The organism is Catalinimonas alkaloidigena (genome assembly GCF_900100765.1).
Classification (GTDB): Bacteria; Bacteroidota; Bacteroidia; order Cytophagales; family Flexibacteraceae; genus Mooreia; species Mooreia alkaloidigena.
The window spans coordinates 1-13,986 of record NZ_FNFO01000012.1 but is presented as its reverse complement, the minus strand read 5'-3'; the positions used below and the strand labels follow the sequence as shown (position 1 = coordinate 13,986).

Genomic DNA, 13,986 nt, shown 5'->3' with positions numbered 1-13,986 from the left:
TGAAGCGGAAAAGGTTAAAAAGACCAGTTGACGCCCAGCGTCGGCAGAATCGGTAACTGGTTGACGCGCTGGTAATTCACTCGATCGAAGTAAAATAAATTCTTTCGGTTGTAGGCGTTGGTCACCCCGGCGTTGATCTCAAACTTGGAGTAACGATTCAGTGTAAACGTTTTCTTCAGAGAAAGGTCCAGGCGGTGGTAGTAGGGGAGCCGCCCGGCGTTGAGCAGCGTCGGGTCGAAGTCGCTCGTGTAAAGAATGCCCAGATTCCCGTTCAACTGACTCAGGTCTACGCTCAGGTCGTTCCCGAAACTCAGGTTCTCGTAAAATCCCTGGGTTTGCGTAAACGGAAAACCGGAGCCCAGATTCCAGCGGGCGCTGACTTCCCAGTCCTGCCGGGCGCCGAACGATAGCACGCCGAGCAGGTTCACGTTGTGCCGCCGGTCGAAGTTGGGGTAGTACGTAAGGGGGAGGCCTTCGCGCGTATCGTACTGGCGCGTCACTTCCGCCAGCGAATAAGTGCCTTGCAACAGCAGAGAACCTTGCACGTAGCGCAGCGACACATCGACCCCACGTGCGAGTCCCTGCTCGACAATAAATTCCGGATCGCTGGAGCGGAGCCGTTCCCGGTTCACGTTGATCACCTGCCCGAACTGTTTCAGGTAAGGCTCTACGTTCAGTTCCAGGTCGTCGTTGAGATCCCATTCCACCCCCGTGACCAGGTGAAACGCCCGTTGCAGCCGGTCGCTGACGGTTTGGCCGTCGGCCCCGGCAATGCGATCCGGACTGGAAACGAAGCCGGTAAACAGGTTGACCACGTCGCGGTCCGATTGCGTCGCGATCAGGTTCTGCGAGTAGAGCCCCGTCGCCGCTTTCAGGCGTACCCGGTCGGTCAGGTTGAATTTGGCACCGAGGCGCGGTTCTGGCGAAATCTGGTTGAGCGAGGCGTAATAATGCACCCGAAAGCCGGGTTCCAGTACAAAACGCGGGTGTACAATCCGGTAGCGGGCGTACCCAAAGAGTTCGGTATTGAAGGCCTTGAGGTCGTACAACAACTGCCGCTGCGTGGGCGTACCGGCCGAGGTAAAACTGGTGTTGTTGCCAATCACCCCGAATCCATATTTCAGGTCACTCTTGCCCAAGTAGTAGGTGAAATCGAGCCCGCCGTTGAAACTCCCGATGCTGCTTTCGCGGGGTGCGGCCGTGGCTTCCGTCAGGCCAATCTGGTACTGGCTGTAAGCAAAGCGCCCTTCCATTACCACCGACGAGCCGTTGAACAGAAGAAGGAAGTTGGAACCCGCTCCCCACGAATCCCAGCCAAAGCTGAACGGATAGCCTAGGTCGGCCCGGTCGTTGAAGTTGAACCCGAACAGGCTAAGCTTGCTGCCCCCCGCCCCCGAAAGGGTCACCTTGCCGTAGAAATCGTTGAACTGGTAAGGGAGGCCCGCGTTCGACTGCACGGCGTTGCTGGTTTGGGCGTAGTCGTAGAGCGTGGTGGACGTGCGATTCAGGTAGGAGGTGCGGCCGCTCAGCAGAAACGTGATGGCGGTGCCGTTGGCGTCAGCTTTTTTCAGAGGCCCTTCCAGCGTCAGTTTGGCAGTAAACGGATTGGCCCCGAGTTGGCCCGTCAGGCGGTTTTTGTTGCCATCGGCCGTGTGCAGGTCCACGACCGCCGAGGTACGGGCACCGTATTCTGCCCCGAAACCGCCCGTATAGACGTCGACGCTTTTCAGAATGTCGGTATCGAATACGGAGAACAACCCGATGGAATGCAACGGGTTGTAGATGATCATGCCATCGAGCAGAAACAGCGACTGCACCGGCGTACCGCCCCGGATGTAGAGCTGACCGCCCTGATCACCGGTAAAAATCACGCCGGGAATGGTTTGGAGGTATTGCGCTACGTCGGGGGCACCCCCGACGCTGGGCAACAGTTTGATCTGCTGGGGCGTGATGGTCGTGACCGAAGCGTTCACCACGCTTTCTTTCGGGATGCGCGTGCTGCGGACTTCAACCGTCTGGAGTTCTTGTACCTGTTCGTTCAGGTAGAGTTTGCGCGTCAGGATTTGCCCGGCCGTAACCGAGACCGCTTCGGTTAGGGTGTCGTAACCGAGCGAAGTCGCCCGTAGCGTGTAGTCGCCGGGCGGGATGCGGTTGAGGCTGAAGTAGCCGTTTACGTCCGTAACTGCGCCGTACGAAGTGCCCACCAGAAAAACGGGCGTATACAGAAGCGGCTCACCGCTGGCCGCATCGTACAGAAACCCCCGGATTTCGGACGTTTGGGCGTAAGCCCCCGCCGATCCCAACAGACCCAAGAGGCAAAAGAGAAGACAACGCACCATAGCGATGGGAAAGTAGCAGTTCTGTGAAGAGACGTATTATATAGGTATTCAGGTATAGAGAAACACGAGTCGTGGCCTTTGTACTCAATTTTAGAGATAATCGGGCGCTGAACAGGTTGACTTCATGCGACGAGTCGTAATCAGCGCCTTCCATTCACCGGATGGCCTGGAAAATCCGGTTCCACCGCACGCCGTCGGTGCCTTTGTTTTCCCGTTCCATCGACATCCAGATAAAAATGGCTTTGCCGACGATGTGGTCTTCTGGCACAAAGCCCCAGTAACGCGAGTCGAGCGAGTTGTGGCGGTTGTCGCCCATCATAAAATAGTAGTTCTGTCGGAACGTATATTCCTGCACCGGTGCCCCGTCGATCAGCAGTTGGTTGTCTTTAAGTTCGACTTTGCGCAGATGTTCGTACCGGCGGATCGTCTCCCCATAGAGTGCCACGTTTTCTTTCGTCATCGGGAGGGTGCCGCCCTCGGCCGGAATCCACAACGGCCCGAAGTTGTCCTGATTCCAGGGAAAAAGGGCGGCGGCGTTGGGAAAAACGTAATTGTCGGCGACGCCGGGTTGTTCTTCCAACGGCTCCAGGCGCTTGACCTGTGCTTCGTTCCGCAGCGAATCGGCAATGGCCGGCGTCGTGTAGATTTTGAAACCGCCCGGTACCCGCTGCCACTCCCGAATGTCCCACTGCTTGAAGAACGCGGGTTTGAGTTCGACCGTCCCGACCTCGAGCAGGTAACTGAATTGCATCTCTGTCGGATTGGGCGCGGCTTCTCCGTTGATGTACACCTGACGGTTCCGGATTTGGAGCGTATCGCCTCCCACGGCCAGACAGCGCTTGATGTAGTGCGTTTTGAGGTCGACGGGATGATCGAGCTCGGGCGGAAAGTTGAAGACGACTACGTCGTTGCGCTGCACGTGCGAAATGCCCGGCAACCGGAACATGGGCCACTGGAGCCTGGTGGAATAGGAGGGCTGGTCGGTACCCCAGAGCGTCTGGTGAGTCAACGGCACCTGGAGGGGCGTCTGGGGCGTGCGTGCTCCGTAATGAATTTTACTGACAAAGAGAAAATCGCCCACGAGGAGCGTTTTTTCCATGGAGGGGCTCGGAATGGTGAAGGCTTCTAAAAACAGCCATCGGATCAGCGTGGCGGCGACTACTGCAAAAAGAATCGCTTCAGTCCATTCGCGGGCAGAAGATTTGGGCTTTCGGGCCATAAGCAGGTAAAGGGCCAAAGCTAACCAATGATTGCTTATTGGTTGAGCGGTTCATGGCGTTAATCGGTGATTGAATCAAAAGTTATGGTACGCCAATACAAGATCGGTCTTTGCATCCTATCGTTGGTACTGTTTACCTACAAGCGCTTTTCCAGCACCTCGCGGATGGCGCGGGCTTTTAGCTGGCACTCGTCCCACTCGCGGGCGGCCACGGAATCGTAGGTAATGGCGCTGCCTACCTGAAACGAAAGCGTTTGTGTGGTAGTGTGGTAGAACAGACTGCGGATCACGACGTTGAAATCGAAATCGCCTTCGGGGGTCATGTAGCCGACCGCGCCTGAGAACAGTCCCCGGCGCCGGTTTTCGTACTGTTCGATCAACGCCATCGCTCGGATCTTGGGTGCTCCGGTCATGCTGCCCATCGGAAAGGCGCAGCGAATTGCGTCGACAAAAGAAAGGTCAGGACGCAGTTGCGCGCTGATGGTCGAAATCATCTGGTGAAGATGGCGAAACGGGTAAATGCCGAAAAGCTCGTCGACCTGAACGGTGCCGGGTTGCGCACTCCGGGCCAGATCGTTGCGCACCAAGTCGACAATCATCATGTTTTCCGCCCGCTCTTTGGGGCTGTGGTACAGGGCGTGGCGCAGACGGGCGTCGGTCATGGTGTGGCGCGAGCGCGGGATGGTGCCTTTGATCGGCTGCGAAATGATGTGAGCGCCTTCTTTTTTCAGGAAGCGTTCGGGCGAGGCGCACATCAGGTACCGCTCGCCAAGTCGTAGAAAAGCTGAAAACGGCGTGGGCGACCGGGCGTTCAAAGCGAGGTACGTGGCCAGCGGATCGAGCGTAGCTTCTTCAGCAAAAAATTCGGTGCAGTAATTCAGTTCATACACATCGCCTTCCTCGATGTGCTGCCGGATGTGGGCGACGTTTTGCACGTAGGTAGCCCGGTCGACAGAAGCCCGAAGCTGTACGGGGTTGTTAGTGGCTTTGGTTTCAGAACGCGGTTCCGCCCGAATGGCTTCGTAAATGCTTTGCGGCTGATCGGACCCAATGCCGACGCGAGTTTCGTCCAGGAACAGCAGCACCAGCGGTTCAAAGAAAAAGGCGTCCGGAAAACCGATGCGGTCGGGGTGGTGGCTGTGCAGGCGTTCGAGTTGGTTCTTCAGATCGTAGCCAAAATAGCCGAAGAGCCACCGCCCTTGGTGAAAGTCGGCCAACCGATCGAAGAACTGTGGCGTGACGGGCAGCACGCGCCGTGCGCCGACGGCCAGCAGGTGCCGGAAGGCACCGTGCGGATAGGCAAGGTCGTTGGGATTCAGGTAGAGAACCGGCTCCTGCCGACTGGCCCACCGCAACGCCTGCTGGCGGAACGTAGCCAGATCTTCAACCGGGAAGTACTGCGTTTCCATAGACTAGCGATGGCGAAGCTGCTGTAAGGCGGCGCGGGCTTTGTTGTCGATACTGTCTTTATACGGATGATCCGGGAACGAGAGGGCCTGCCGAAACGACTGCTGCGCTCCTTCCAGCTCGCCTCGCGCCAGCAGAAGATACCCCGATTGCAGCGCGGCGTTGGGCGCATAGTACCAGGGGTGTTCGCCGCCCGTGCGGATGGTCTGTGCGTACAGCTGCAGCGCCTCAGCGGACTTGCCCTGCAATTGATAAATCCGTCCCTGACGGTAATAAAACTCCGTTTGGTCGCGCAGGTTTTTAAAATCGTCGGCACGCTTCGTACGGAGCGTCGCCTGGGCTTCCTCATAATATCCGCCGTCGGAAAAGAGGCGGGCGCGCAACAGAGCGCGGTGGGGCAGGGGCTGATCCTCGGCGAATCGTAGCGCGTAACGGTCGGCGTCCGTAAGTGTGGTCCCCATGTTTTTGATGTGCGCCAGTGCTGCTTGGGCCGCCGTTTCCTGGTGGCTGAGCCAGTAGGCCAGAAACAGTTTGTAATAGCCGTCTTTCAGGTGATTGTGGCCGGTATAGCTGCCCACAAACTGCGCCAGTTGAGTTGCCGCAGCGTCGTAATCCCCCCGGTAGAGCAACATTTCCCCGCGCAGGTACGGGTAAAACGGCAATGGCAGATACGTGCTGTCGAAGCGTTCCGGCCGGTACAGCGCCAGCGCTTTTTCGTTCTGCGACGACTTCAGGAGCGAATTGAGGTAGAAAAAGTCGATCAACTCGTTGTCAGGATGGCGTTGCCGCAGCGAGTCGAGCGCCTGAAGCGCTGCCTGGTCCTGCCGCAAAACGTAATGCTGTAGCAACGCACGCAGAAAGGCGGCTTCGGTTTGTGTGGGGCCGGTGGTTTCGGCGGCGCGGACCAGTCGGGCCATGCCTTCCTGCACGTCGCCCCGCAAACCGAGCAGTGCCATCATCCAATCGTATTTCTCGGGAATGGAGCCGAGCAGCACGTGCAGAACACCCAGCGATTTCTGATGCAGGGCAAAGTCCGGAAACTTGCGGTCGTTTTCTTTCAGCCACTGCCAGGCCTGCCAGATGCCCCGCGCGGCGGCCCAGTTTTCGCCGAAACGGTAATGAACAATGGCCCACTGAAGTTTGACTTCCGCCTGCGTAAAGAGGTAATAAGGAGAGCGGGCGTCGAGCTGGGCCAGCGCTTTGAGACGGGCCGCTTCGTGCGGTTTGCGGCGTTCGTATTCGTGGTGCTCTTCCCGGGTCAGCAACACAGCCACGTCGGCGTAGTTTTCGAGCCAGAGCACCATCCCGTTAGAGGGCTGCTGAGCACGCAGCCCGGCCAGTTGGCGGCACGCCTCGTCCAGACGCAATTGCAGCAAGGCCTCGTGGGCGCGTTGGAGCGGTACGTCGTAGCGGAAATCGGACGATTGGGCCAGCCCCACCAACGGCAGCAATAAAAGGAAAAGAGGGCAGCACACGGCTGCCCTCTTTCGGGAAATAGCAAATACCTGCCCTACCAAAAGGGATGGCATGGTTTAGACTTCGACGCTTTCTACATCGGCCAGAATACGACCGCAGTGTTCGCAAACAATGATTTTTTTCTTGTCGCGAATGTCGGCCTGCCGTTGCGGTGGCACCTGGTTGAAGCAGCCACCGCAGGCATCGCGACGGACTGAAACAACGGCCAGTCCGTTCCGGGCGTTTTTGCGGATACGGTTGTAGGAATAGAGCAAGCGATCTTCGATCTCACCCACGGCTTTTTCGCGCTCGTCCACAAGCTTCTGCTCGTCGTGCTCGCTTTCGCCAATGATGTTGTTCAGTTCGTTTTTCTTGTTGTCAAGATCCTGTCCCCGTTCTTCCATCATGTTTTTCAACTGATCGATCTCTTCTTTCTTACGATCGATCTTGTAGTTGATTTCCCGGATGCGTTTCTCCAGAATCTGGATTTCGAGGGTTTGCAGTTCGACCTCTTTGCTGATGGCGTCGTATTCGCGGTTGTTGCGGACGTTCATCTGCTGTTCCTCATACTTCTTGATGAGTTTTTCGGCCGTCTTGATTTCCTGCTTGCTGCGGTTGATCTCTTCGTTCAGATCAACCAGTTCGTTTTCAAATTTCCGAACCCGTGTCTCATAACCAGCAATCTCGTCTTCCAGGTCACTCACCTCTTCCGGAAGGTCACCGCGAATCTTTTTGATGGCGTCGATTTGAGAGTCAATATCTTGGAGATGCTTGAGGGCATCTAATTTCTGGGCGACGGTTTTTTCCATGAATCAGAAGAAATAATGTACGGGGTTGGTCGGGGTTTCCGAAAAATAGGTCGCAAAATTAGCAATTTTTTCCGACAAGTAGTCGCCTAGTAATTCTCGCGTAAAGGTTTCGCTCTCAAAGTGGCCGATGTCGGCAATGACGATTTTTCCGTCCGCATCGAAGAACTCATGGTATTTGAAATCGGCCGTGACCAATACGTCGGCCTGTTGGCGCAGGGCGGGTTTAAGCAGAAAGCTGCCCGCCCCGCCGCAAACGGCGACGCGCTCGACCGGCCGCTGGCGTAGGGCCGTATGGCGAATCACCTGCAACTGCATCTTTTCTTTCAGGTAGGCCAGGAAATCGCGTTCGGACAGGGGCGTGGGCAACGTGCCAATCATCCCGGCGCCTACTTCCTGCCAGGTGTTTTCGAGGGGCGAAAGGTAATACGCCACTTCCTCGTACGGGTGGGCCTGGCGCATGGCGCTCAGCACGGCCCCGCGTTGCCAGGTAGGCAGAATCACCTCGATGCGTTCTTCCTGAACCTCCTCCAGGTGGTGGTGTGTGCCGAGGTGCGGGTTGGCCCGTTCGTTGGGACGAAACGTGCCCATTCCGTCGGTCCGAAAGCTGCACTCGGAATAGTTGCCGATGTTGCCGGCTCCCGCCTGGTGAAGCGCTTCACGGAGGGCGGCGCTGTTTTCGCGGGGAACAAACACCGTGAGTTTCAGCAACATTCCTTCTTTGGGGGACAAAATGCGCGGTTGCTGTAAGCCCAACCGTTGAGCAATGCGGGCGTTGACGCCTTGGTGCACATGGTCGAGGTTGGTGTGGATGGCGTAAACGGCAATGTCGTTTTTCAGCGCGGTAATCACCGTCCGTTCCACGTAATTGCGACCGGTCAGGCTTTTCAAACCGCGGAATACGATGGGGTGGTGGGCGATAATCAGGTTGCAGCTCTTTTGGAGGGCTTCTTCGATCACCGGCTCGGTACAGTCCAGCGTCAGCAGTGCGCCGGTTACTTCCCAGTCGGGATGGCCGGTGATGAGCCCGGCGTTGTCGTAACTTTCCTGTAGGGCAGGCGGAGCCAGGGCTTCCAGGTGGTGGAGAACCTCTTTGATTTTCATGCACTAATTAAGTTAAGGTGGCGGGCCGCCGGGTGAAGAGCAACGCGCGTCCGAACGGCCGCTACGGGCGGTTGCGGCGCGCAACGGCACTCATTCGGTAACGCGCTTTTCCAGTTGGCGTTCGTAGAGTACCTGCAACATGCCGTCTTTCAATCCAATTTCCGGGGCCTGAATCTTCTTGGCTTTCGCCAGCTTCATTACCGTCAGGTAAATTTCCGAAGCCGGTACAATGACATCGGCACGGTCGGCAGGGAGCATCAGCACGTTCAGACGTTCCTCAAGCGTGAGCATTTCCAGGCGGTGCCGGACGTTTTTCATCTCGCTGAGGTCGATCGAGCGGTTACGCAGGTTCTTCTTCGCGGCCAGTTCGTAGATCGCCAGGATGTTGCCCCCGGTGCCCACTGCCGTCAGCGGGCGGTATTCTTCCTTCACTTCGTTCTGAATCCAGTCGGTCATCTCCTGCCACACTTCGCGAAGCGCTTTGTTTTGCAGGTTCCGGACCGATCCCAGCCGGAACGATTCCGACGCCACTTTCTGCTGGCGGTAGTAGACGTTAAGTTCGGTGCTGCCGCCCCCTACGTCGATGTGCAGGTAACCGCCGTTCGTCAGGGTCCGGATAATGGCGGCATTGGTAATCTCGGCTTCGCGCTTGCCGTCGATGATTTCGATGTCGATGCCCACTTCTTCGGCCACCCGTGCTACCAAATCGTGTCCGTTGAGGGCTTCGCGCATGGCCGACGTCGCGCAGGCCATCACGTCGTCTACATTATAGAGATCGATCATGATTTTGAAGGCCTGCATCAGGCGCAGAAACTTCTCCTGCAACATGGGGCTGATTTCGCCCCCGTTGAACACATCAAGCCCCAACCGCAGCGGAAAGCGAATGTATTCCAGTCGTTTGAACGTAGCGTTGCCACGGTATTCGATTACTTCGGTAATCTGGAGGCGGACGGCATTAGAGCCGGCGTCGATGGCAGCTAGTTTCATGTAGGATTATTAAGTTAATCGTAGGCAAAAATAGGCAGGAATCGGAGAAGACCTCTATGCAGACGTTTGCCTAAAATGACGCTTCCCTTTCAATGGGGGTAAGAAGCCGGTAAAAATCAAGAAAACTTCAACAAAATAAAAATAGGATTTATGAAGTAATGATTATTTATTTGCCTATAATTCTTAACTGTGTTCACTCTTTAACATAGCTAAATGCATTTTTTATCGATCCGTAACGGACTCATAACGAGTCTGTTAGTCTGCCTATGGGGGACGGGAAGAGCGCAATCGCCTCAGCAAAAGTTCGGGAAAATCGAAGTGGAGGATTTTTCAGTAGCCTTACCCGCCTCCGATTCGGGCGCGGCCGCCGTGGTACTGTTCGACGTAGGACAAAGCTATTTCGAATGGGCTAATGGTCTGGGGCTTCGCGTCAACTTCGAGCGCCATACACGCATCAAGATCCTCACCAAAGCCGGTCTGGACTACGCTTCCAGTTATGTAACGCTGACCGAACGTAGCGGCGACAAGGAAGTGCTGCCCACGCTGAAGGGCTACACGTACAATCTGGTCGACGGAAAAGTAGAAAAGGAAAAGCTGGACAAGTCCGGCATCTTTTCCGAAGAGCTATCGAAGACGATCCAGCGGCAGAAGTTTACGCTGCCCAACGTGCGCGAAGGATCGATCATCGAATTTACGTACCGCATACAATCGCCCTTCTTGTGGAACCTGCGCGACTGGGCATTTCAGTCGGACATTCCTGTATTATGGTCGGAATACAACGTGACCATTCCCGACTGGTTTGTGTACAAGCAACTGTCGCAGGGGTACGAACCTTTCTTTGTGGCGGATCAGAAGCGCGCCTCGACACAACTGAACATGACCTATAACAACGGCCAAGGACGCTCCGGTCAGTCTTCGTTGCAGAGTCACGTGCAAAACATTCCCAGCGTCGAGTACAAATGGATCATGAAGGAGGTGCCGGCGCTGCATGAAGAGCAGTACATGACGACCTTCGCCGATTACATCGCGAAGATCGAGTTCGAGTTGACGGGAGTCGAGATTCCTGGGCAAATGACGGACAGCTACGCCCGGAGTTGGGCGACCTTAAATAAGGATTTGCTGGAGAGCGATGATTTCGGGCAGTCGATCAGCCGAACCGGGTACTTTAAAAACGAACTGGCGTTGATCAAAACGCAGCACAGCCAACCGGCCGCACAAATGGCCGCCATTTTCAACCACGTCCGTAGCAAAGTGAAATGGAACGGCGAGATGAACCACATTTTTCTGTCGAACGGCTTGCGCAAGGCGTACGACAAAGGAGTTGGCAACGTGGCGGAGGTGAACCTGATTCTGACGGCGATGTTGCGCGAAGCCGGCTACCAAGCTGATCCGGTGATTCTGAGCACCCGCAGCCACGGCCGCGTTAACCCGGCCGTACCGCTGATCGCCCGGTTCAATTACGTAGTAGTCGCGGTGCAGCACGAAGGTGCGGAATTTTTGATCGATGCCACCGACCCCCTGTCGATGCCCGACATGCTGCCCTTCCGGTGCCTGAACGGAAACGGCTGGCGGGTTTCTACCACCCGGCCGGGATGGGTAGAGACTCAGGGCAACGCGCGCGCCTCTTTGATGACGCAGGCGCAGATCGAACTGGACGAAGCGGGGCAAGTGGTCGGCCGTATGAACGTGTCGAGTGCCGGACACGCCGCCATGATTACCCGCAGTGCCATTCTGAAAGAGGGGAAAGACGAATTTACCGATGCGTTTGTCAAGAAGCACAGCGACTGGAACGTCAGCAATCTGGCGATCAGCAACCTGGAGCAAGCGGACGAAGCCCTGAAACTGGAGTACGACATCGCGACGGAAGGGGGCATGGCCACCGGGGACATGATCTACCTGACGCCCATGATGCTGGAAGGCATCACCGAAAATCCGTTTAAATCGGAAGCGCGCAAGTTCCCGGTTGACTACGGAATGACCAGCGAAAAGGTCCACATCGTTTCCATCAACATTCCAGAAGGCTATAGCGTGGAGGAGATGCCCAAACCAGTGTTGGTAACGCTTCCCGACAAAGGCGGAAAGTTTACGTACAGCGCCACGGTGATGAACAATAAGGTACAGGTCATCAGTAAGGTTCAACTCATGAAGCCGATGTACTTTGGCGAGGAGTATACCTACCTGCGCGAGTTCTATAATATGATCGTCGCCAAGCACGCCGAACAGGTGGTGTTGAAGAAAAACTAAAGCCCGACACCATGAAAACGAACACGTTCTTATTTCGATTATGCATGGGTTGCGCGATGCTGTGGACGGGCGTGGCCCAGGCTGCCGATCCTATGTATCCGGTTGCGGCCATTCCGGCGGCTTTAAAGGAAAACGCTTACGCCGTAATCCGCGATCACGAAACGTTCTTCGACGTCAAGTCACGCGGCGAAGCGGTATATCGAGTTCATTACGCCGTCACGGTGCTCGACAAACGAGCCAAAGATTACGCCACGGTCGTGGTAAACTACGATAAGCTCATGCGGTTCAAATCGTTGTCGGGCACGTTGTACGACGCAGAAGGTAAAGTGGTGGAGCGGTTAAAGAAATCGGATATCCGCGATTTCAGCGCCTTCGACGGGTTTTCGCTCTACAGCGACAACCGCATCAAGGTGGCGGAGTTTCAGCGGGAGCAATATCCCTACACCGTTGAATTCGAATACGAATGGGATTGGCGGGCAACGTTGTTTTATCCGGAGTGGGCCCCGCAGGATGAAGAAAACCTGGCCATTGAGAAGGCACGTCTGGTTATTTCCATGCCGTCGGGGATGACGCTCCGCTACCACGAAAACGTACCGCAGCCAACGGACCGGACCGGAGGTGAAGCGGGCGATCCCACGTCGCCCCTGACCAGAAAAGTAGAAACTCAGGACGGCAAACACGTGCACACCTGGACGTTGCAGGACCTTTCGCCGGTTAAAAGAGAGCCGTTCAGCGGTTCGTTCGAGCAGTATGTGCCCATCGTCAGAACCGCGCCCGTCGAGTTTGAAGTCGACGGTTACGCCGGTGATGCGTCCACCTGGGCTTCTTTCGGGCAGTGGAGCAACGTATTGAACGAAGGGCGCGACCAGCTGCCGGCCGCCACCGAAGCGCAGGTTAAAGCTCTGGTGGAAGGCACTGACGATCCGTACGAGAAGATTCGCCGCGTGTACGAATTCATGCAAGGCAAAACCCGTTACGTGAGCATTCAGCTCGGCATTGGCGGGTGGCAGCCGTTTCCAGCCAGCGAGGTCGATGCCAAAGGCTACGGCGATTGCAAAGCGCTTTCTAATTACACAAAAGCGTTGCTGCGGGCCGCTGGCATTACGAGTTACTATACCCTGATTGCCGCCGGGGCGGACGAAACCGACATGCTCGTCGATTTCCCGAGCCGGCAGTTTAACCACGTGGTGCTTTGCGTGCCGCTCGCCGCCGACACCGTATGGCTGGAATGCACCAGTCAGAGCAACCCCATGGGCTATGCCGGGCGCTTTACCGGCGACCGTCATGCCCTGATGATCACGCCCGAGGGCGGTAAGGTGGTGCACACCCCAGTGTACGATGCCCAGAGCAATCGTCTGTCGCGCACGGCTGAGGTGCAGTTGCAGGCGAGCGGACACGCCACTGCGCACATCAAGACGGTGTATACGGGCCTGCAGCAGGACTCCTACCACCGGGTGATTCATGGCGAGACCCACGACGAACAGCGTAAGTGGTTATATAAGAGAATCGACATCCCAAGTTTCGAGATCAACAACTTTTCGTTTGAGGAGCACAAGGCACGCATACCGGAAGTGACCGAGGCGCTCGACCTCACGGTACGCAACTGCGCCGCCAGCAGCGGAAAGCGCTTGTTTCTGAAGCCCAATCTTATGAATCGCTTCGACATGCGCCTGGAAACCAAATCCGAGCGCCGCGGCGATGTCTTTCTGTCAATGAGCTTTTTAGATGCCGACACGATCCGCTACCGCTTGCCCGAAGGGTACAAGGTAGAGTTCTTGGGAGAGGGTGCGCAGTTCCAGTCTGCATTCGGACGCTATCAAGTTGATGTAAGCCAGGAGGGAGATCAGATTGTATACATGCGGACGTTGGAGATGAAAAAAGGACAGTATCCGGCGACTCGCTATAAAGAGTTTGCTGAGTTCTGTAAGAACGTAAGCAAAGCTGATCAGCTCCAGCTCGTCTTGGTCGCTACCGAATAGCCCGTGATTGATATCAAAACCGCCCCCGCTCTGCCAAGGGTAGCGCCGGGGCGGTTCTGATCTTCTATACCTATATAATAGAAAGCAAAAGCTGCGGCCGCACAGGCAAGTGCGCTGCGTAAGAAGCCTTGAGTAGGGGAGGTAAGTAGTTGAATTAAAAGGCATTCGGTGATTCTCATGGCCGAAGGTAGCAACGCAGTGTAGTGGCATAGTCATCTTACCGTCAGGCTGAGGAAAAAGGAGGGCTGTAAAAAGGTTACATTTTTTTGAAGTGAGGTATTGCGGGTGTCGGGCCTTTGCTTACCTTTGCAGCCCCTTCGACGGAGAAGCTGGCGAGGGGAAGCGGAGGGAAGGCGAGCGAAAATATTTTTGGGTAGAGGGGTTGACAGGAGGGAAAAAGGTTACTAGTTTTGCAGCCGCTTTTGATCGAAAGGTCACACGCAAAG

10 protein-coding genes are annotated in these 13,986 nt (G+C 56.1%); 2 read left to right on the top strand and 8 right to left on the bottom strand.

Annotated features, from left to right (window positions below; genetic code table 11):
• Nucleotides 1-14 precede the first annotated feature (14 nt).
• From BLR44_RS23950 to BLR44_RS23920, 7 genes are all read right to left on the bottom strand, one after another.
• Complete coding sequence (locus BLR44_RS23950) at nt 15-2,339, bottom strand: TonB-dependent receptor (protein ID WP_089686972.1); 2,325 nt, start codon at nt 2,337-2,339, stop codon at nt 15-17.
• A 154-nt stretch (nt 2,340-2,493) separates the two neighbouring features.
• On the bottom strand, nt 2,494-3,558 hold the full coding sequence (gene lepB, locus BLR44_RS23945) for a signal peptidase I (protein WP_089687342.1): 1,065 nt from the start codon (nt 3,556-3,558) through the stop codon (nt 2,494-2,496).
• Nucleotides 3,559-3,695: 137 nt separating this feature from the next.
• Nucleotides 3,696-4,967 carry an aminodeoxychorismate synthase component I gene (gene pabB / locus BLR44_RS23940; protein WP_089686970.1) on the bottom strand — a complete coding sequence of 424 codons (1,272 nt, stop codon included), beginning with the start codon at nt 4,965-4,967 and terminating at the stop codon, nt 3,696-3,698.
• Nucleotides 4,968-4,970: 3 nt separating this feature from the next.
• A complete protein-coding gene (locus BLR44_RS23935; protein ID WP_218127171.1) occupies nt 4,971-6,494 on the bottom strand; it encodes a tetratricopeptide repeat protein in 1,524 nt (507 codons plus the stop codon).
• Between the two features lie 3 nt (nt 6,495-6,497).
• Nucleotides 6,498-7,229, bottom strand: coding sequence for a zinc ribbon domain-containing protein (locus BLR44_RS23930; protein WP_089686967.1), 732 nt, complete (start codon nt 7,227-7,229; stop codon nt 6,498-6,500).
• A gap of 3 nt (nt 7,230-7,232) precedes the next feature.
• The gene (locus BLR44_RS23925) at nt 7,233-8,330 is read right to left on the bottom strand and encodes a Nif3-like dinuclear metal center hexameric protein (protein WP_089686964.1); all 1,098 of its coding nucleotides are present in this window, start codon (nt 8,328-8,330) and stop codon (nt 7,233-7,235) included.
• Between the two features lie 90 nt (nt 8,331-8,420).
• Complete coding sequence (locus BLR44_RS23920) at nt 8,421-9,317, bottom strand: Ppx/GppA phosphatase family protein (protein ID WP_089686961.1); 897 nt, start codon at nt 9,315-9,317, stop codon at nt 8,421-8,423.
• 318 nt (nt 9,318-9,635) lie between these two features.
• Here BLR44_RS23920 and BLR44_RS23915 point away from each other — a divergent pair, with 318 nt between their 5' ends.
• Both BLR44_RS23915 and BLR44_RS23910 read left to right on the top strand, forming a co-directional pair.
• Nucleotides 9,636-11,561, top strand: coding sequence for a DUF3857 domain-containing protein (locus BLR44_RS23915; RefSeq protein ID WP_176956189.1), 1,926 nt, complete (start codon nt 9,636-9,638; stop codon nt 11,559-11,561).
• Nucleotides 11,562-11,572: 11 nt separating this feature from the next.
• The gene (locus tag BLR44_RS23910) at nt 11,573-13,540 is read left to right on the top strand and encodes a DUF3857 domain-containing transglutaminase family protein (protein WP_089686958.1); all 1,968 of its coding nucleotides are present in this window, start codon (nt 11,573-11,575) and stop codon (nt 13,538-13,540) included.
• Between the two features lie 256 nt (nt 13,541-13,796).
• Here the strand turns inward: BLR44_RS23910 and BLR44_RS29080 are convergent.
• Nucleotides 13,797-13,986, bottom strand: a 190-nt coding sequence (locus BLR44_RS29080) for a hypothetical protein (protein WP_218127170.1), incomplete at its 5' end; no start/stop codon positions are given.